Source organism: Enterobacter sp. SENG-6, assembly GCF_001605945.1.
Classification (GTDB): domain Bacteria; phylum Pseudomonadota; class Gammaproteobacteria; order Enterobacterales; family Enterobacteriaceae; genus Enterobacter; species Enterobacter cloacae.
The window spans coordinates 33,174-50,274 of sequence record NZ_LOMM01000011.1 but is presented as its reverse complement, the minus strand read 5'-3'; the positions used below and the strand labels follow the sequence as shown (position 1 = coordinate 50,274).

The window sequence follows — 17,101 nt, the reverse complement described above, 5'->3', positions numbered from 1 at the left end:
CTTTTCCTGTCTGGAATCCACAATGTTTGGTAACTTAGGCGAAGCAAAAAAATACCTCGGTCAGGCAGCGAAAATGCTGATTGGCATTCCGGACTATGACAACTACGTTGAGCATATGAAAACCAACCACCCGGATAAGCCCTACATGACCTACACTGAATTCTTCCGCGAGCGTCAGGAAGCGCGCTACGGCGGAAGTGGAGAAGGCGGCGTCCGCTGCTGCTAAAGGAGAGACCATGACCCCGATTGCCGTCACCCTGTTGACCGGTTTCCTCGGCGCCGGTAAAACCACCCTGCTGCGCCACATTCTCAACGCGCAGCACGGTTTCAAAATCGCCGTGATCGAAAACGAGTTCGGCGAAGTCTCCGTTGACGACCAGCTGATTGGCGATCGCGCCACGCAGATCAAAACCCTGACCAACGGCTGCATCTGCTGTACCCGCTCTAACGAACTGGAAGATGCCCTGCTGGACCTGCTCGACAGCCGCGATCGTGGGGACATCCACTTTGACCGCCTGGTGATTGAATGCACCGGCATGGCCGACCCCGGCCCGATTATTCAGACCTTTTTCTCACATGACATCCTTTGCCAGCGCTACCTGTTGGACGGCGTGATTGCCCTGGTCGACGCGGTTCACGCCGACGATCAGATGAACCAGTTTACCATCGCCCAGTCTCAGGTGGGCTACGCCGACCGCATCCTGCTGACCAAAACCGACGTGGCGGGCGAGAGCGTTAAACTGCGCGAGCGCCTGGCACGCATCAACGCCCGCGCGCCGGTATACACCGTGACGCACGGCGATATCGACCTGTCTCAGCTGTTCAACACCAACGGTTTTATGCTGGAAGAGCATGTCACCTCAAAACCGCGTTTTCACTTTATGGCGGATAAGCAGAACGACGTAGCGTCGATTGTGGTGGAGCTGGATTACCCGGTAGACATCAGCGAGGTCTCCCGCGTGATGGAGAACCTGCTGCTGTCGTTTGCCGATAAGCTGCTGCGCTACAAAGGCATGCTGTGGATCGACGGCGAACCAAACCGCCTGCTGTTCCAGGGCGTACAGCGGCTCTACAGCGCGGACTGGGACAGACCCTGGGGCGACGAGCCGCCGCGCAGCGTGATGGTGTTTATTGGTATCCAGCTGCCGGAAGAGGAAATTCGGGCGGCGTTTGCGGGGCTGAAGAGATAACCGCCCGGCATTCCCTCTCCCTTTGGGAGAGGGTTAGGGTGAGGGGTAAGAGATAAACTTATTTCACCGCCTCCGGCAGCGTCACAATCCACAGCTCACTGTCAGACTCCGGTTTCTCCAGCGGCTTCACGCTGAGGGTCGTTTTAACCGGCTTATCATCCAGCGTCAGCTTTCCTTCCGCGTTCACCCGATAATCCTTGAGCTTCTTGCCCTCGACCGGATGTTGCATCGCCACCTTCACGCCAAAATCGTTATCGTTCGCCACCGCCAGCGTTTTGCTGTCGATCAGCGCCAGCCCTTCAGCCTTTTCCTGCTGCCAGCCCAGGGCGCGCAGATCAACAACCTGCGTTTTCTGCGCAAGGGTAATGCCGCGCTGTGCCAGGGTTTTCTCATCATCAAACTCCGGATACTCGCCCGGCTTGTCGAAACCTGACAGGTCGCTCGCCTTACTGAGATCGACCTTGTAAATCAGGTTACGCATTCCGTCGTTTTTATCACTTCCCTGTTCGATCAGCAGGATGTGCTGGTTATCGAGCGCCACGATGTCGCCGATTTTAGCGTCGCTGTTTTTGCTGTAAGCCGCGCTGTCGATGGGATAACCGTACATCGCGGTTTTTCCGCTTGCCGGGTCAAAGCTCACCAGACGCGTAAACAGCGCCTTTTTCTTGCTCTTACCGTCGATATCCAGCGTACTTTGCACGGCGGCAATAATACGCCCGTCCGGCATACGGGTGAGGCCTTCAAAGCCGCGGTTCGCCTGACGCCATTTGAGGATATTCGGCAAACCGCCCGCAATTGCTTTTTCCCCTTCCGCCGCCTGCGGACCGTGGATCGCCAGGATTTTCCCTTTACTGTCGATGTTAATCAGAAACGGGCCATACTCATCGCACAGCCAGTAACCGCCTTTACCGTCCGGGGTGATCCCTTCCGTATCCAGCCCGCGATTATCCCCCTTCAGCCTCTTTAACGTGTCGCTGAAGGCCACTTCATTGGTGGATCCAATCACGTCGCTTTCCAGCGGCAGACCGTTGATCGCCCCTTTATCGTCATGCAGAGGACGGGCATCAATGGCCTCCGCTTTGCCGTTTTGTACACGAATCGTCATCAGCAGCGGCGCGAAATCTGGCGTAACGAAAATTTTGGCTTCGTTTTTACCCACTTTCGGTGAATCCGCGTTCGGACCGCGATCGGTAATGGTGGCGAAGGTCAGGGCATCGCCCTGTTTCCCGGTGAACAGCAGGCCAGAACCTATCCCAACCGGAAGGCCGTTCGGGAATGCACTGGCAAATGCGCCGGTGTAGTTCACGTGTGTGCCTTCTGGAAAACTGACGACATAGCGCTCAGCCGTAGGCTGCGCCGCGAGGGCAGAGAAAGAGAGCACACAACCGATTAGCACAGGAATAATTTTTCTTTTCATATTGTTAGCATCCATAAAGTGAAGCTCACACCGTAAAGAAGAAACGTGTCAGGAAAATGACATCGAATGGCAACATTGCGCGGGCCGGAGCGCCGAAGAAATGTAAAGCTCTGTTGTTATCTGTAACAGCGGAAACATTTCTGGAAATTATTAGAAACCCAATTAATTCGCTGCGAACCACTCTTTCTGCTCTCGTTCAGATTATGTTTAGCTAAAAAAATAAACACTTTCTAAACGCCAAATCATTACCCGTTGACGACCTCGCAACCCAACACTCTCGCAACACCACCAAATTAAAAAATTAACAAAACCAGCATAAAACGGCGACTTTCATCACATTTGCAGTCATTAACATCGCTTGTTAAGGTGCGCCCAGATTAAATTGATGACGAGGCATATGAGATGAAAAAACTGAATATCCTTCTGCTGACTGCGTTGACTGCTGTATCGGGTTCTGCACTCGCTCTGGGTGGCAGCGTTGAGCAGGGTAAAAACTTTACCAACCTCAACCTGGAGATGGGTAAATCCTCATCCGGCCTGTATGTGGAAAGCAACTGGCTGAAAAACACCGATGACGGTACGCAGACCGGCGGTGTGGGTGCAGGTTATAACCTGGGTCTTGGCCCGGTCATGCTGAACGCGGGTGCAAAAGCTATCTATATCGGCCCGAAAAAAGGCGATAACGGCGTGGCGTTCCCGATCGGTGGCGGCGTAAACGTTGCCCTGACCGACAGCATTCATCTGTATGGTGAAGGCTACGTGGCACCAGAAGGGATGAACAACAGCGTGAAAAACTACGTTGAAGCCAACGGCGGCGTAAGCTGGACGCCAGTTACACCTGTGACCCTGAAAGTGGGTTACCGCCACGTGAGCGTTGATGGTAAAGACGGTCGTCCAGGCCACACCCTGATTGACGGTGCGTATGTTGGCGGTGGAGTCACCTTCTGATGAAACACCGCATTACCGCGCTTTGCGTTCTGAGCCTCACGCTTCTGCTCACCGGCTGCGTCCAGTACAAATGGGTGAAACCGGGCGTCAGCGACGCTGAAATGAACAAAAAGCTCACGGAATGTGAAGCGCAGGCGCTGATCGATCTGCCCCCGGATAACGTCGTAACCGGTTCGGACTCGGAAAAAACGGATCTGAAGAACAAGAAAAAGGATATTTCCACGAGCTACACGGTTGAAGACGCCAATGAGGATCGCAGGGCGACCCTCGTAGACAGCTGCATGTTCAAAAGCGGCTGGGATAAAATTGAAGTGCAATAATCTCTAAAAAACCTGCCTACTGGCAGGTTTTTTATTGCCGCTTACTTACGCACCACCACCAGCTTCTGGTTCACAAACTCTTTGATCCCCAGATCCGACAGCTCGCGTCCGTAACCGGAGCGTTTCACGCCGCCAAACGGCAGCTCTGGCGCGGTATCGGTGAGCCAGTTGATATACACCATCCCGGTCTCAATCCGTGACGCCATTTTCTTCGCGCGTTCAATATCCTGACTGAACACCGCACCGCCCAGTCCGTAGTGAGAGTCGTTCGCCAGGGCGACCGCCTCGTCATCGTTTTTCACCACATATATCTGCGCCACCGGGCCGAAGAACTCCTCGAAGTACGCCGGGTTGTCGCGGGAGATATTCGTCAGGATCGTCGGCTCAAAGAAGCTCCCGTCGCGCTGCACCGGTTTACCACCATAGTGTAACGTCGCACCCTTTTTCACCGCCTCGTTGACCTGTTTTGTTAGCGTTTCGAGCGCATCTTTAGACGACAGTGGCCCAAGCGTGGTGCTTTCATCCAGCGGGTCGCCAATTTTCACCTGCTTAAAGGCGTCGGTGAATTTGCTCAGGAAGGCATCGGCAATTTTCTCATGCAGGATAAAGCGCTTCGCTGCGGTACAGACCTGACCGGCGTTGTTAAGTCGCGCATTCACGCCTGTCTTCACCGCTTTATCAAGATCCGCGTCGTCCAGCACCACGAAAACATCGTTACCGCCCAGCTCAAGGGTGGATTTCTTGATGTGCTTCGCCGCCTGCGCGGCCACCACGCTGCCGGCTTTTTCGGAACCGGTCAGCGCGGCACCCTGGACGCGGTCGTCAGCGATGATGTTCGCCACCTGCTCAGACGAGATAAAGAGGTTGGTCCATGCCCCTTCCGGCGCCCCTGCCTCACGCACCAGATGAGCAAAGGTTTCGGCACAGTGCGGCACGATGCTGGCATGTTTAGCCAGCACCGGGTTACCCGCCGCCAGGTTAGGTGCCAGAACACGCATCAGCTGATAATACGGGAAATTCCACGGTTCCACGGCCATCAGCAAGCCGATGGGGTGATGCTCCACCCACGCTTCCCCGAGTTCAGACGGGTACTTCACCGGGGCCAGGAACTGCTTCGCGTTATCGGCATAGTAGCGGGCGATTTGCGCGCACAGCTTCACCTCGCCGCGGCTTTGTTCGATGAGCTTACCCATCTCCTGACTGGCAATTTTAGCCAGCTCCTCGGTGCGTTCGTCGATCAGGTCGGCAAGCTTATGCAGCACCGGCAGGCGCTGTTCAATGTCGCCTTTCGCCCACTGCGAATGGTAAAGGGCGTCGGCCGCTTTTAGCGCCGCTTCGATATCCGCGTCGGTATGAGAGGGATATTCTTTGATGAGCTGGTTGGTGGCAGGATTTACTGTCTGATAAGCCATATCGAATCTCCATGTTTTACCGCTTAGGGTAGTAAGGGTAGACAACATGACGGGTGATGGACGTAAAGTTGGGTATATCCGGAAGGTTCTTAGTAGGGCCAGGGCATGGTATAAAAATGTTCGTGACAGGAGCGCCTATGACCCATACCCGACACATCCGCCAGACCTTTAACCGCCTTCCGGGCCTTGAGCTGCGCAGCACGTGGCAGAGTACCGTGGCGTATAAACGTCATTGTCACCCCCAACTCTCGATTGGCGCGATAGTGGAAGGCCAGACCTGCTGCCGGTGCAATGACACGCAGTACATCCTCCACCCCGGCGATCTCATCGTGATCCCGGCGCATGTGCCGCACAGCTGCAACCCCGTTGCGGGCCAGCCCCGCAGCTATCATATGCTCTATATCGACACGGATTATCCCCTGGCAGAACAGGTCATTCGCGACAGCACGCTGTTTGCTCTTTACCTGAACGTTGTTGAGAACATGTCGGCTAATTCCCTGAACATGCTGATTTCTGCCCTTCCGCGCTGCGCCAGCCGCACGGGTGAACTACGTACAACCAGCCAGCACATCCAGCAGGCGTTTCTTGCCGATTTAACCAGCCCGCCGTCACTCGACGACCTTGCCCACCGCTTCTCGCTGCGCAAAGAGACGCTGATCCGCACCTTCAGGCAGGACACTGGCCTGACGCCGGGCAGCTTTCTCAACATCTCCCGCGTGGAATACGCCAAAGCGCGGCTCCGCGCCGGGGATGATATTGCCGATGTCGGCTACCAGAGCGGGTTTGCCGATCAGAGCCATTTTCATAAGACCTTTGTGAGCTATACCGCCGCCACGCCGCGCCAGTACGCCACGGGCCGATCAATATCGGACAATAAATAGCGTTTGCATCGCCGTAGTCTGACCTCGTTTTTTTACACAGAGGTTGCTATGGAACTGTTATTCCCTTCCGCTTTTCTCGCTCTGGCGCTGGCGCATTTTGTCGCCCTGTTAAGCCCGGGCCCGGATTTCTTCCTGCTGGTGGGCTACGCGGCGCGCTACCGGGTCCGCGGCAGCGCCGGACTGTGCGTCGGCATCGCCGCGGGCAACGGGTTGTATATCCTGCTGGTGATTATTGGCTGGAGCGCGCTGCGCCAGTTTACGTGGCTGTTTACCCTTATCGAGCTTTGCGGGGCGCTGTATCTGCTGTGGATCGGCTCGCATCTGGTGCGCAGCCGCCCGCAAGCGCTGGCGCTGAACGAAACCCATCAGCGCTTCCCTTCACTGCGTAAGCAGATCCTGCTGGGGCTCGGCTCGGCGTTGTTAAATCCAAAGAACGCCCTGTTCTATCTGGCGCTGATGACGGCGCTGCTGGGGCCAGACGTCACGCTGCTTCAGCAGTCGACCTGCGGCTTCTGGATGGTGATGGTAGTGCTGGTGTGGGATCTGGCGCTGGTATCACTGATGGGGCTGCCCGCGGTGCAACAGAGGCTCAGCCGTTCGCTGTGGCTAATTGAGCGCACGGCAGGGGTTGTGCTGATGGGATTTGGCGGGTGGGTACTGTGGCGGCTGCTGGAGCTGATAAGCTGAAATAAGGGGCAGCCCAACGCTGCCCGTGGTCTATTTTTTGTTTTGATCGCGCAGCATCGCTTCACGCAATATGGCGTTTAGCCGCGTCTGGTAACCCTTTCCAGGCCGTTTCAGCCACTCCATCACGTCGGCGTCAATGCGTACAGATGCCTGCGTTTTAAGTGGCCGATAGAACTTCCCTCGCACCGCCCCGGACCACTGTTTATCGTCCGTGGCAGGAATATCGCTGTAATCGATTTCTGCTTCTGGTTTTTCAGCTAATGCTTTTAGCTCAGCGTCACGACGAGCGCTAACCTCAGGCGAACTACCTCGTTTATGTTTAACGATGCTCATAACGGCTCCTCTCTTTACGGTCCGCCTTACGTGCGCTAATGATACGAATAATTTCGCCTCCGCTTTCGAAACGTACCGTATGTGCGACCAGGATAACAATGACGCCTTGCACAAGGCCGATGGTTTGCCAGCGAAACTCACCGTTCTCATAGCGATCCTGAACAGACAAATGATAAGGATCGTCGAAAACCAAAACCGCATCCTCAAAGCGTATGCCATGTTTTTGCTGGTTACTTTTCGCCTTATCGCTATCCCACTCATACTCCGTTGGCATAGTGTACCCTTCCCTGATTGTATATACAAAAAAGCATATACAAACTGCGCAAGGATTAAACCCATTAAGCAAAAGCGGTGTTTAATTTCGGAAGGCGGATTCCAGAAGCGAAGATGGTGTAACGCTCCCGTCTTTGCACTTTCCCCCCGTCTCCCTCTATCCTTAACCCATGGAAAAAATCGCTGAACTTAAACGCGCCAAGCTGCTGGCGCTGTCGCTGCTGCTGATTGCCGTCGCGGCGTTTATCACCACCCTGTTTCTGCCGCAAACCTTCTGGGTGCGCGGCGTGAAGGCCATTGCCGAGGCGGCGATGGTTGGCGCGCTGGCGGACTGGTTTGCGGTCGTCGCGCTGTTTCGCCGGGTGCCCATTCCGTTTATCTCGCGCCATACGGCGATTATCCCGCGCAATAAAGACCGGATTGGCGATAATCTCGGCCAGTTCGTGCAGGAGAAGTTTCTCGACACCCAGTCGCTGGTGGCGCTGATCCGCCGCTATGAGCCGGCGCAGATGATTGGCACCTGGTTTAGCAAGCCCGACAATGCCCAGCGTGTCGGGCAGCATCTGATTCAGGTGATGGGCGGTTTTCTTGAGCTGACCGATGACGGGCGTATTCAGCGCCTGCTCAAACGGGCGGTGCATAAGGCCATCGACAAGGTCGATTTCACCGAAACCAGCGCAGTGATGCTGGAGAGCATGACCAAAAACAACCGCCATCAGGTACTGCTGGACGCCATCATCAACCGCCTGATCACCCTGATTCAACGCGACAGCACGCGGGAATTTATTTCAGACCAGATCGTCCACTGGCTTAAGACCGAGCATCCGCGCAAGGCGATGGTGCTGCCCACCGAGTGGCTGGGCGATCAGAGCGCGGAGATGGTGTCGAACGCGGTGAATACCCTGCTGGACGACGTCAGTCATGACCGTACCCACCAGATCCGCCAGGCGTTCGACCGCGCCACGCTGAAGCTTATCGACAACCTGAAAAACGATCCGGAGATGGCCGCAAAGGCAGAGAACATCAAGCATTACCTGAAGAACGACGACGCGTTCAACCGCTATCTGGGTGAGATGTGGGCTGACCTGCGCCAGTGGCTGAAGGCGGATATGCAACGTGAGGATTCCCGCGTGAAGCAGCGCATCGCTAACGCCGGGCAGTGGTTTGGTGAAACGCTACTCGGTGACGACAGCCTGCGGGCATCGCTCAATGAGCACCTCGAGCAGGCGGCGCACCGCGTGGCACCGGATTTCGCGGCGTTTCTCACCCGTCATATCAGCGACACGGTAAAAAGCTGGGACGCCAAAGATATGTCCCGCCAGATCGAGCTTAATATCGGCAAAGATCTGCAGTTTATCCGCGTCAACGGCACCCTGGTGGGCGGGACAATTGGCCTGATCCTGTTTTTACTCTCGCAACTGCCCGCCGTGCTTGCACATTACTCCTTTTTGGGTGGTGCAATGACGTAGCGCGTCGCCTCAAAGCGATTGAGGATCAAGTGCACCAGAAACACCATCGTCAGCGTCGCCACCAGGGAAAAGGTCACCGAGGTGATGCGGTAGAGATCGCTGAACACCAGGTCGCTGTCCGGGTGCATGTTCTGACCGAACATAATCCCGATGGTGGTGATGCTGGCAAACCCAACGCCGGCTCCCACCTTCTCCATCACATGCAGACGCGCACCAAACGCCAGCCCGAGGCCGATAAGCGGCATCATCAGTAGCATGTGGCTGCTGTGATCGTAGAGGATAAGCTGCACCACCAGAATATAGAGACAGCCCAGCACCACGCCAGCCACGCGCCAGATAGAGCTCATCACCGCGCCGCGATAGTGCATCGGGAACAGAATCAACACACCGGCCATCAGCGCCGAAAGCGAATCGCTCAAATCGCTTATCTGGAAGATGACAAAAATCATCGTCGCAACGGTGCCGGAGAGCAGAGACTCGTGTCGCACGCGGGCATCATCTTTCTCGATCAGCGGCGGCGGCTTGCGCGGCTCAACGTCCGGCAGGAGGTAGTTCATCAGCGCGCTCAGGCATACCGCCATCACACTCGCTTCAATGTTGGAAAACAGCAGCGTGTGCCAGTCGGTGGTGGGATAGCTCATAAAGTTGAGCATCACGCTCTGGCACACCACGCCCATCGACCCGAACAGGAACAGCGGCCCCTTACTCATAAAGCGAAAACGCATGACATACAGCGCAAAAACCACCAGCGTCATGATCACCGGCCATTGGGACAGATAGCCGATGATAATCACCATTTCGACGCAGTTTAGCGATGCGCTGAAGATAAACTGCTTCGCCACATGGCGGTTAAAGGCCGGCACCAGCGACAGCAGCATGATGGGGTAGACCACATAAAACACGCCGTAGCTGGTGTTATAGAAACTTGAAATACTCAGCGCGATCATCCCGGCAAAGACGATGCGCAGGGTCTGGCGAAAGTCATTGGCCGTATAGACGATGTTGCCGTGCGGGGTAAAGACCCGCGCCAGCGTGCTAATAGACATAGTGGAGCAGGCTCACCAGGTGGATTTGCATCCCGGAGAAGAAGCGCGCAAACGGCCCTTCGCTGTTGTAGAGCTGCACGGTGGCACGAGCGCCGGTCGGGAGCGGTTTCGGCAGCGTCTCATCCAGCGCCACGTGAATGCGCATTCGCTGAGCGTCGCGCACCCAACGGTTGGAGGTTTCCGGCGCGGACAGTTCGCCGCTCACCGCCTCCTGTCCGGCAAGGATCCCCGCATCGCTGCTGGTCACGTGGGCGCGGAAAACCTGTCCCGGAAAGGCGTCAAATACCACGGCGGCATCGGTCCCCTGATGGGTATGGCGTAGACTCTTCTCACGAAAATCGGCCACAATATCGGTCTGATTATTCACCAGCGCCAGCGCCGCCGAACCGGACGAGGCATAAAACCCGGGGCTCAACTGCAGGTTGCTGACCGTACCATCCGCCTGGGCGTAAACCTTCGTCCAGCCGAGGTTCAGCTCCGCCTCATCCAGCGCGTTACGGTATTTTTGCAGCGTCACGTTGCGGTGCTCTTCCCGCTCGCCGCGCTGGATGCGCAGGTTATGGATGTTCGCCTGAATCGAGCTCACGGACTGCTCGCTGCTCTGCCAGGTGGTACGGACCTTATCCAGATCCGCCTGCGAGACGTTCTGTAACGTGCTCAGCTTCTGGTAGCGGTCAAAGGTCACTTTGTCGTTACGCGCGGTCAGCACGGCGGTTTTCAGGCTGGCCTGGGCGGCGGCGATCTGCGCGTCCAGCTGTTCATTGGACAGGCGTGCCTGCTCAAGCGCGATTTGCGCCGCTTCCACTTTATTGCGAAACGGCGTGTCATCCAGCTCAAACAGCAGGTCGCCCCGCTTCACCTGGCTGTTGTTGTGTACGTGCACGGCCGACACATACCCGGAGACGCGCGGAGAAACCGGCGTCACCACGCGCATGACGGTGGAGTCTGGCGTCAGCGGGATCCAGATATCGGCGACGACAAAGTAGACAAACATCAGCAGGAAAGAGGCAATACTCACCCTTACCCAGCGGGCAAACTTTTGTTCAGGAGTCATTATTTTTCGGTCTTGTTATCTTCTTCGCGGATTGTCCGCAAATTGCAGGCGATTTGATTCAAGGTGGCGCTGAAAATTTCGATATGCTCAGGCGCGATGTTTTGCGATACGCGTGTCTGGTACGTCTCAATCACCTGGGTGAGCCTTTTTAGGATGGCTTTTCCCTCAGGCGTCAGCGTCAGAAGCCGGATGCGCTTGTCATAAGGCGATACGGTGCGCAGCAGGTATCCCTGCTTTTCCAGCTGTGTCAGGGTGCGCATCAGCGGCGGCAGTTCAATGCCCTGCACCTCCGCCAGCTCACTCACCGAGACGTTATCCCCCAGTTGATGAAGCTGCATCATTACCGTCCAGCTCGACTGGGTTAACCCGGTATCGAGAATGGCGTCGTCAATAACGGCGCGCCACTGGCGCACAATCATCGCCATCCGCATGCCCATCGGCCTGCGGCAAAACAGTTGTTCTTCACTCATGGGGGGAACCTCTCGAAACACGTCGTCAAGATAATAGTTATCATGGTAACTATCAAGAAACGCGAGGCGAAAGAGCAGGAATTGCGAAAGGATATCTCCCTCTCCCGGCGGGCTGAGGGTTCCCCATACAATAATGCCTGCACGGAGGACCCCCTCTCCCTTAAGGGAGAGGGTTGGGGTGAGGGTACAGCCCGCAGCGGAGTTTAGCGGCTAAAATGTCGGGTAATGGCGCCCTTCCCCAAAGCCGTAAGCACCACTTCCCGATACCCCGCTACCCGCTGGATCCAGCCCTTGCTTTCCAGATGCATGAGCAGCGCCGCACCGGCTTCACCGCCCAGATGAAACCGCCGCTCGCTCCAGTCCAGACAGGCGCAACAGGCCTTTCGCCGGGGATGGGTGCTTAACGGGATACCGAGTTTCAGAAACTGCTCCCGGCCATACAGGGTCAGTGCCGAACCGTCTGGCTCCAGCCAACTTTCGGCCTGCATGAAATCGTAGATCTGCACCGCCACCGCGCCCGCCAGATGGTCGTAGCAGGTGCGGGCTTCACGCAGGGCTTTTGGCGCGCTGGTTTCCGGCGGAGAAATGCGGTGCCACGACAGCCCCATCATCTGCTCCACCAGCTCCGCTACGTCATGCCCTGCCAGGCGATAATAGCGATGGCGCCCCTGCGACAGGCAGGTAATGAGCTTTCCGTCCAGCAGTCGCGCAAGGTGCCCGCTGGCGGTAGACGGCGCCACATCCGCCGCCGTACTCAGCTCGGTGGCCGTCCACGCCCGCCCGTCCATCAGCGCACAAAGCATTTTCACGCGCGACGGATCGGCCATTGCGGCTGCTACTGCGGCAATGGCCTGCTCCAGCGCTGCGCTGTTATCTGGCGGTAAGCTCGTCTTTAACATAGGTTGCCCAGGGTTCGGTGATTGCTGCGGCCAGCTTATCATTATCCGTCAGCAGAATGAGGTGATTCGCGTGGTCGCTGTACTGAGTAAGAATAGACACCCCGCGAGCCGCCAGTGCAGCAGCGATCTCCCCCAGTTCGCCGGGGCGTTCCTGCCGCAGTTTTCTGATGATGGGCCGACGAACCGCTTTCAGGTTAAATCCGGCCTCAAGCAGAACATGGCGGGCTTTTTCGCCGTCTTCCACCAGAAAATGCGCCTCAACGCCGAATACACCACCGCCTTCCAGCCCAATCCCCTTGCAGCCCAACAGCTGACCAAAGCGTGCCAGTTCACCCGGCATATCGTTAAAAATCACATGAACATCATACATCCGCGTGCCCTCCGTTTTCGGCGCTGTATTCCCGCACCAGCTGTGCCACCCGAATGCGGTAGTACGTAAAAATCGACTCCCGCCCCTCGGCCTGCGCGGCCTGATGAAAAACGTTCTGCTTCCAGTTGCGGATAGCCTCTTCGTCCCGCCACCAGGAGAGCGAGAGAATTTTGCCGTCGGAGGTCAGGCTCTGGAAACGTTCGATATCGATAAAACCGTCAATATCCGCCAGCAGAGGTTTAAGTTCGGCCGCGAGCTGCAGGTAGCGCGCCTGATGCGCCGGCGCGGCTTTGGCTTCGAAAATGACTGCGATCATGAAGGTCTCTCCGTTGTGATGGTGTGAAGAGAATGCAGGACAGATGACAAGGATGCTTCGGTATGGAGCGAAGTGTTGTGCCGGATGGCGCTGCGCTCAATTTCCCGTTGAAATCCGATGATGACAGACATATGATTTATGTACGGCAAAATTCCGTACATAATATTACTATGCAACCGGGGTATTAACCCCAGGTCACGATGAAGAGCGAATCATGTCAGCACTAAAGAAACAGCGCATCGATCTACGCTTAACCGAAGACGACAAAAGCCTGATCGAAGAAGCAGCGGCAATGACGAACCAGTCAATTTCACAATTCATGGTAAGTACGGCCTCCGAACGCGCAGCAGAAGTGATTGAACAGCACCGCCGCCTGATCCTCAACGAGGCATCATGGAACCAGGTGATGGATGCGATCAGTAACCCGCCAACGCCAAATGAACGACTGAAGCGAGCAGCCAGGCGTCTCCAGGATCTGGAGTGATACGTGAATAACATGAAAATAGGGATTTTTTCAGATGACGTTGAGTATGATCTAAGCCATTTCGATTGCGGAGAAGAGAGCCTAAACACCTTTCTGACGGCGCACCTGAAACGCCAGCATCGTGGGAAATTTTTGCGGGGTTACGTTCTTGTCGCATCCGGGGAAAAGCCGCGGGTGTTGGGTTATTACACGCTGTCCGGGAGCTGCTTTGAAAAGGCGTACCTTCCTTCTAAAACCCAGCAGAAGCGAGTGCCTTACAAAAATGTTCCCAGCGTCACGCTGGGCCGCCTGGCGATAGATAAACGCTTCCAGGGGCAAGGATTGGGGGAGTTGCTGGTCACCCATGCTCTGAAAACGGTCTACCTGGCGTCTTTTGCCGTGGGTATCCACGGGATATTCGTAGAAGCGCTGAACGGCAGCGCCAAAAACTTTTACCTTAAACTGGGGTTTATCGCCCTTCAGGCAGAGAATGAAAATACTCTCTTCCTGCCGACTAAAACCATTGAAAGACTGTTTGCAGATTAAGCCTGTTTCTCACGCCCCGCGAACCGGGCGTGAGTAACACGTAATGGGTTTAACCCACAATCGACTTCGGCTCCATAAACGCCCCAATTCCCCATTCGCCCATCTCGCGTCCCACGCCGGAGTGTTTAAACCCGCCAAACGGGGCTTTTGGCTCATGCGCGAGGGTGTTCACCAGCACGCGCCCGGAAACAATCTGCTGCGCCACGCGACGCGCACGCCCGGTGTCACGCCCCAGCACCATCGCGCTCAGGCCGTACTCGGTATCGTTGGCAATCGCGACAGCCTCCGCCTCGTCCTGATAAGGAATAATGCACAGCACCGGGCCAAAAATTTCCTCACGCGCGATGGTCATCTGGTTGTTCACATCAGTAAACAGCGTCGGGCGCACAAACCAACCGTCCCGCGTCCCGTCCGGTCGCCCTTCGCCGCCCGCCAGCAGTCTCGCGCCTTCGTCGAGCCCTTTGCGAATATACCCCTGCACCCGCAGCCACTGCTTTTCGCTGACCATCGGGCCAATCTCTGTCGCGCTTTCGCGCGGGTCGCCGGATTTCACCGCCGCCACCGCCTGCGCCAGGGCGATTTCCATCTCGGCCTTGCGCGACTGCGGCACCAGAATACGCGTGCCGGCCACGCACGCCTGCCCGCTGTTCATAAACCCGGCCTGAATCACCAGCGGGATCGCCCGTGCAAGATCGATATCATCCAGCAAGATCGTCGGCGATTTACCGCCTAACTCCAGCGTGACGCGCTTAAAACCCTCCGCCGCGTTACGCAGGATCGCTTTGCCGGTATTCGTCGATCCCGTAAACGAGATTTTCGCCACGTCCGGGTGGCGGCTAATGGTCTCCCCCACCGTCTCGCCGCGCCCGGTGATGATATTAAACACGCCCGCTGGCAATGCGGCATCACGCAGCGCCTCGGTAATAATCTGCGTTTGCAGGGCGCTCATTTCGCTGGGTTTGATCACCGCCGTGCAGCCCGCCGCGAGCGCCGCCGCCAGTTTGCCGCAGATAAACCCCGCATCGCTGTTCCACGGCGTGATCAGACCCGCTACGCCTAGCGGCGTCATCTGCACCGATGCCGCCCCCGCTGAAAATGAAAATTCAAACGCCTCCAGGGCCTCAATCGCCTGGGCAATGACATCTGCCGGATAACTGGCCATCCACGCCGAGCGCGCAGCCGGTGCGCCGTACTCTTCGATTATCGCCTCCAGCAGCTGATCATGACGGGCGGCAACAGCGGCATGCATACGTGTTAACGCAGCAATCCGTTCCTGTTTTGTGGTTTGCGACCACGCCGGAAATGCCGCTTTGGCGGCCGCAATGGCGCGTTCAGCGTCGACCTCATCTGCCAGACGCACCTGCCCTATGACCTGTGCCGTCGCCGGGTTGTATAAATCAAAACGCTCGGTGCCGTGCGGGGTAACAAATTCGCCGTTGATAAAAATCTGTTCGATGTGGTGCATATAAACCTCCTCAGGCTGTGTGGACACAGTCTGGCACGACTACTCCGTTGCGATAATCCACGCTATGCTGCAAGGGTTGTTTCGATTTTCAGGATAATCTATGCATCGTTCAGGTTTGACAGAGCTGGAAGTGGTGATGGCGGTTGTACGACGCGGCAGCTTTCGCGGTGCCGCCCAGGAGCTGGGCATGTCTGCCACGGCGGTGAGTAACGCCATCGCCGGGCTGGAGAGCCGCCTCGAGACGCGTCTTTTTAACCGCACTACCCGCAGCGTGGCGCTCACCGACGCCGGGCAGCGTTATGTGGCGCGCATCGGTCCGGCGCTGCAGGAAATTCGTCAGGCCGGGGAAGAGATCCACAGCGACACCGGCGAACCCGCAGGCACCCTGCGCCTGAACGTGCCGAACAATATTGGCTCCCTGTTTCTGGACCAGCTGCTGATCGACTTTATGATCCGCTACCCGAAAATGCGCGTGGAAACGGTGAGCGAGGCGCGAATGATCGATATCGTCGCCGAAGGCTACGACGCCGGGATCCGCCTTGAAGAAGCGGTGCCGCAGGACATGATCGCCGTACCGCTGACCGGAGAGATCCGCCAGCTCGTGACCGCCACACCGGACTATTTTGCCCGCCACGGTATACCGCAAACGCCGGAGGATCTGCTGTTGCATCAGGGGATCGGGATGCGCATGGCCCACGGTGGGATCTACCGCTGGGAGCTGGCCCGTCGGGGAGTCCAGTATGCGCTGGCCGTGCCGCCGCGTTTTGCGACATCCGATCTTTTTGCCTCGATCCGCGCGGTCAAAGCAGGGCTGGGGATTGGCTTTTTGCCGGAACTCTATATCCGTGACGAACTGAAAAGCGGGGAACTGGTGAGCGTGTTAAACGACTGGACGCAGCCGTTTGCCGGGCTGCGTCTTTACTATCCGGGCCATCGCCACGTCCCGCCGGGGTTGCGGGCGCTGGTGGCGATGATCCGCGAGCGCGGGATTATTCCAGGTTAGCCTTGTTCAGCCCGTAAGCTGCGTCCAGCGAGCCGGGGGCCATGCGCGAGGTAATGCCTAAACGGTTCCAGGCGTTGATCGCCACGATGGCGAAGTTCAGCTCTGAAATCTCCACGTCAGAAAAGTGTTCCGCCACGCTGCGGTACAGCGCGTCGCTCACCCCGTGAACGCCAATCTGGGTCAACGCTTCGGCGAAGGCCAGCGCCGCTTTCTCGCGAGCGCTGAACAGCGGAGATTCGCGCCAGGCCGCCAGGTGGTAAAGGCGCAGTTCGCGCTCCCCGGCAATTTTGGCCTCTTTGGAGTGCATATCCAGACAGAAGGTACAGCCGTTCAGCTGGGAAACGCGAATGTCGATCAGGTGCTTCAGCGCCGGATCGATGGAGGTTTTCGCCACTTTCATGCTCAGGGCGGACAGCGCGTTGGCAAGGGCTGGAGTGACTTTATGGTGGTTTACGCGAGTGCTCATTGTCTTTCCTCTTATTTACACGGTATGTGTCATGCGATGAGGACAATCTACGCGGGTCATGACATAGTAAAAA

Annotated in this window: 22 protein-coding genes; 10 read left to right on the top strand and 12 right to left on the bottom strand. The window is 56.9% G+C overall.

Going from position 1 to position 17,101, the window contains the following annotated elements:
- Positions 1–22 precede the first annotated feature (22 nt).
- Both AX755_RS06585 and yjiA read left to right on the top strand, forming a co-directional pair.
- Entirely contained in the window at positions 23–226 is a 204-nt protein-coding gene (locus AX755_RS06585; RefSeq protein WP_003856610.1) for a YbdD/YjiX family protein, read from the top strand.
- 10 nt (positions 227–236) lie between these two features.
- Positions 237–1,190 carry a GTPase gene (yjiA, locus tag AX755_RS06580; protein ID WP_062856507.1) on the top strand — a complete coding sequence of 318 codons (954 nt, stop codon included), beginning with the start codon at positions 237–239 and terminating at the stop codon, positions 1,188–1,190.
- A 58-nt stretch (positions 1,191–1,248) separates the two neighbouring features.
- Here yjiA and AX755_RS06575 read toward each other — a convergent pair whose 3' ends face one another.
- On the bottom strand, positions 1,249–2,607 hold the full coding sequence (locus AX755_RS06575) for an esterase-like activity of phytase family protein (protein ID WP_062856506.1): 1,359 nt from the start codon (positions 2,605–2,607) through the stop codon (positions 1,249–1,251).
- A 402-nt stretch (positions 2,608–3,009) separates the two neighbouring features.
- Here AX755_RS06575 and AX755_RS06570 point away from each other — a divergent pair, with 402 nt between their 5' ends.
- The gene (locus tag AX755_RS06570; protein ID WP_013095440.1) at positions 3,010–3,555 is read left to right on the top strand and encodes a YfaZ family outer membrane protein; all 546 of its coding nucleotides are present in this window, start codon (positions 3,010–3,012) and stop codon (positions 3,553–3,555) included.
- Complete coding sequence (locus AX755_RS06565; RefSeq protein ID WP_013095439.1) at positions 3,555–3,875, top strand: hypothetical protein; 321 nt, start codon at positions 3,555–3,557, stop codon at positions 3,873–3,875. Before AX755_RS06570 ends, AX755_RS06565 begins: the two co-directional genes overlap by 1 nt.
- Positions 3,876–3,916: 41 nt before the next feature.
- On the opposite strand, the gene AX755_RS06560 is transcribed toward AX755_RS06565, so the two are convergent.
- Positions 3,917–5,287: an NAD-dependent succinate-semialdehyde dehydrogenase gene (locus tag AX755_RS06560; RefSeq protein ID WP_062856505.1), complete on the bottom strand. Its 1,371-nt coding sequence runs from the start codon at positions 5,285–5,287 to the stop codon at positions 3,917–3,919.
- A gap of 137 nt (positions 5,288–5,424) precedes the next feature.
- On the opposite strand from AX755_RS06560, the gene AX755_RS06555 reads away from it, so the two are divergent.
- Both AX755_RS06555 and AX755_RS06550 read left to right on the top strand, forming a co-directional pair.
- Positions 5,425–6,168: a helix-turn-helix transcriptional regulator gene (locus AX755_RS06555; RefSeq protein ID WP_062856504.1), complete on the top strand. Its 744-nt coding sequence runs from the start codon at positions 5,425–5,427 to the stop codon at positions 6,166–6,168.
- A 48-nt stretch (positions 6,169–6,216) separates the two neighbouring features.
- Positions 6,217–6,855, top strand: a complete 639-nt coding sequence (locus AX755_RS06550) for a LysE family translocator (RefSeq protein ID WP_062856503.1) — start codon at positions 6,217–6,219, stop codon at positions 6,853–6,855.
- Positions 6,856–6,885: 30 nt separating this feature from the next.
- Here AX755_RS06550 and AX755_RS06545 read toward each other — a convergent pair whose 3' ends face one another.
- Positions 6,886–7,188, bottom strand: coding sequence for a BrnA antitoxin family protein (locus tag AX755_RS06545; RefSeq protein ID WP_023620649.1), 303 nt, complete (start codon positions 7,186–7,188; stop codon positions 6,886–6,888).
- Positions 7,175–7,462 (bottom strand): BrnT family toxin, encoded by a 288-nt coding sequence (locus AX755_RS06540; protein WP_047023211.1) that lies wholly within the window; start codon positions 7,460–7,462, stop codon positions 7,175–7,177. Before AX755_RS06540 ends, AX755_RS06545 begins: the two co-directional genes overlap by 14 nt.
- Positions 7,463–7,631: 169 nt before the next feature.
- Here AX755_RS06540 and AX755_RS06535 point away from each other — a divergent pair, with 169 nt between their 5' ends.
- Positions 7,632–8,930 carry a DUF445 domain-containing protein gene (locus AX755_RS06535; RefSeq protein ID WP_062856502.1) on the top strand — a complete coding sequence of 433 codons (1,299 nt, stop codon included), beginning with the start codon at positions 7,632–7,634 and terminating at the stop codon, positions 8,928–8,930.
- Here AX755_RS06535 and AX755_RS06530 read toward each other — a convergent pair.
- The 6 genes from AX755_RS06530 to AX755_RS06500 all read right to left on the bottom strand — a co-directional run bounded on the left by AX755_RS06530 (position 8,900) and on the right by AX755_RS06500 (position 13,085).
- On the bottom strand, positions 8,900–9,976 hold the full coding sequence (locus tag AX755_RS06530; protein ID WP_062856501.1) for a DUF2955 domain-containing protein: 1,077 nt from the start codon (positions 9,974–9,976) through the stop codon (positions 8,900–8,902). The two genes, AX755_RS06535 and AX755_RS06530, sit on opposite strands and share 31 nt — an antisense overlap.
- Entirely contained in the window at positions 9,966–11,033 is a 1,068-nt protein-coding gene (locus AX755_RS06525) for an HlyD family secretion protein (protein ID WP_029882194.1), read from the bottom strand. The genes AX755_RS06530 and AX755_RS06525 overlap by 11 nt, the downstream gene beginning before the upstream one ends.
- On the bottom strand, positions 11,030–11,500 hold the full coding sequence (locus AX755_RS06520; protein ID WP_013095432.1) for a MarR family winged helix-turn-helix transcriptional regulator: 471 nt from the start codon (positions 11,498–11,500) through the stop codon (positions 11,030–11,032). The genes AX755_RS06525 and AX755_RS06520 overlap by 4 nt, the downstream gene beginning before the upstream one ends.
- A gap of 203 nt (positions 11,501–11,703) precedes the next feature.
- Positions 11,704–12,399, bottom strand: coding sequence for an ArsR/SmtB family transcription factor (locus AX755_RS06510; protein ID WP_062856499.1), 696 nt, complete (start codon positions 12,397–12,399; stop codon positions 11,704–11,706).
- Positions 12,371–12,769, bottom strand: coding sequence for a hypothetical protein (locus AX755_RS06505; RefSeq protein ID WP_062856498.1), 399 nt, complete (start codon positions 12,767–12,769; stop codon positions 12,371–12,373). Before AX755_RS06505 ends, AX755_RS06510 begins: the two co-directional genes overlap by 29 nt.
- Positions 12,762–13,085, bottom strand: coding sequence for an antibiotic biosynthesis monooxygenase family protein (locus tag AX755_RS06500; protein ID WP_048972327.1), 324 nt, complete (start codon positions 13,083–13,085; stop codon positions 12,762–12,764). Before AX755_RS06500 ends, AX755_RS06505 begins: the two co-directional genes overlap by 8 nt.
- Before the next feature lie 214 nt (positions 13,086–13,299).
- Here AX755_RS06500 and AX755_RS06495 point away from each other — a divergent pair, with 214 nt between their 5' ends.
- Together AX755_RS06495 and AX755_RS06490 are read left to right on the top strand one after the other, a co-directional pair.
- Positions 13,300–13,569 carry a type II toxin-antitoxin system TacA family antitoxin gene (locus tag AX755_RS06495; protein WP_013095428.1) on the top strand — a complete coding sequence of 90 codons (270 nt, stop codon included), beginning with the start codon at positions 13,300–13,302 and terminating at the stop codon, positions 13,567–13,569.
- A 12-nt stretch (positions 13,570–13,581) separates the two neighbouring features.
- Positions 13,582–14,094 carry a GNAT family N-acetyltransferase gene (locus tag AX755_RS06490; protein ID WP_201747567.1) on the top strand — a complete coding sequence of 171 codons (513 nt, stop codon included), beginning with the start codon at positions 13,582–13,584 and terminating at the stop codon, positions 14,092–14,094.
- Positions 14,095–14,143: 49 nt separating this feature from the next.
- Here AX755_RS06490 and AX755_RS06485 read toward each other — a convergent pair whose 3' ends face one another.
- Positions 14,144–15,559 carry an aldehyde dehydrogenase family protein gene (locus AX755_RS06485; protein ID WP_062856497.1) on the bottom strand — a complete coding sequence of 472 codons (1,416 nt, stop codon included), beginning with the start codon at positions 15,557–15,559 and terminating at the stop codon, positions 14,144–14,146.
- Positions 15,560–15,659: 100 nt separating this feature from the next.
- On the opposite strand from AX755_RS06485, the gene AX755_RS06480 reads away from it, so the two are divergent.
- Entirely contained in the window at positions 15,660–16,562 is a 903-nt protein-coding gene (locus tag AX755_RS06480) for a LysR family transcriptional regulator (protein WP_023620661.1), read from the top strand.
- Here AX755_RS06480 and AX755_RS06475 read toward each other — a convergent pair.
- Positions 16,549–17,028: a carboxymuconolactone decarboxylase family protein gene (locus AX755_RS06475; protein ID WP_062856496.1), complete on the bottom strand. Its 480-nt coding sequence runs from the start codon at positions 17,026–17,028 to the stop codon at positions 16,549–16,551. The two genes, AX755_RS06480 and AX755_RS06475, sit on opposite strands and share 14 nt — an antisense overlap.
- Between the last annotated feature and the right edge of the window lie 73 nt (positions 17,029–17,101).

Bases quoted from the DNA above. Each gene is read 5' to 3' on its own strand.
- AX755_RS06585 (WP_003856610.1), top strand. From the start codon at position 23: ATGTTTGGTAACTTAGGCGAAGCAAAAAAATACCTCGGTCAGGCAGCG.
- yjiA (WP_062856507.1), top strand. From the start codon at position 237: ATGACCCCGATTGCCGTCACCCTGTTGACCGGTTTCCTCGGCGCCGGT.
- AX755_RS06575 (WP_062856506.1), bottom strand. From the start codon at position 2,607: ATGAAAAGAAAAATTATTCCTGTGCTAATCGGTTGTGTGCTCTCTTTC.
- AX755_RS06570 (WP_013095440.1), top strand. From the start codon at position 3,010: ATGAAAAAACTGAATATCCTTCTGCTGACTGCGTTGACTGCTGTATCG.
- AX755_RS06565 (WP_013095439.1), top strand. From the start codon at position 3,555: ATGAAACACCGCATTACCGCGCTTTGCGTTCTGAGCCTCACGCTTCTG.
- AX755_RS06560 (WP_062856505.1), bottom strand. From the start codon at position 5,287: ATGGCTTATCAGACAGTAAATCCTGCCACCAACCAGCTCATCAAAGAA.
- AX755_RS06555 (WP_062856504.1), top strand. From the start codon at position 5,425: ATGACCCATACCCGACACATCCGCCAGACCTTTAACCGCCTTCCGGGC.
- AX755_RS06550 (WP_062856503.1), top strand. From the start codon at position 6,217: ATGGAACTGTTATTCCCTTCCGCTTTTCTCGCTCTGGCGCTGGCGCAT.
- AX755_RS06545 (WP_023620649.1), bottom strand. From the start codon at position 7,188: ATGAGCATCGTTAAACATAAACGAGGTAGTTCGCCTGAGGTTAGCGCT.
- AX755_RS06540 (WP_047023211.1), bottom strand. From the start codon at position 7,462: ATGCCAACGGAGTATGAGTGGGATAGCGATAAGGCGAAAAGTAACCAG.
- AX755_RS06535 (WP_062856502.1), top strand. From the start codon at position 7,632: ATGGAAAAAATCGCTGAACTTAAACGCGCCAAGCTGCTGGCGCTGTCG.
- AX755_RS06530 (WP_062856501.1), bottom strand. From the start codon at position 9,976: ATGTCTATTAGCACGCTGGCGCGGGTCTTTACCCCGCACGGCAACATC.
- AX755_RS06520 (WP_013095432.1), bottom strand. From the start codon at position 11,500: ATGAGTGAAGAACAACTGTTTTGCCGCAGGCCGATGGGCATGCGGATG.
- AX755_RS06510 (WP_062856499.1), bottom strand. From the start codon at position 12,399: ATGTTAAAGACGAGCTTACCGCCAGATAACAGCGCAGCGCTGGAGCAG.
- AX755_RS06505 (WP_062856498.1), bottom strand. From the start codon at position 12,769: ATGTATGATGTTCATGTGATTTTTAACGATATGCCGGGTGAACTGGCA.
- AX755_RS06500 (WP_048972327.1), bottom strand. From the start codon at position 13,085: ATGATCGCAGTCATTTTCGAAGCCAAAGCCGCGCCGGCGCATCAGGCG.
- AX755_RS06495 (WP_013095428.1), top strand. From the start codon at position 13,300: ATGTCAGCACTAAAGAAACAGCGCATCGATCTACGCTTAACCGAAGAC.
- AX755_RS06490 (WP_201747567.1), top strand. From the start codon at position 13,582: ATGAAAATAGGGATTTTTTCAGATGACGTTGAGTATGATCTAAGCCAT.
- AX755_RS06485 (WP_062856497.1), bottom strand. From the start codon at position 15,559: ATGCACCACATCGAACAGATTTTTATCAACGGCGAATTTGTTACCCCG.
- AX755_RS06480 (WP_023620661.1), top strand. From the start codon at position 15,660: ATGCATCGTTCAGGTTTGACAGAGCTGGAAGTGGTGATGGCGGTTGTA.
- AX755_RS06475 (WP_062856496.1), bottom strand. From the start codon at position 17,028: ATGAGCACTCGCGTAAACCACCATAAAGTCACTCCAGCCCTTGCCAAC.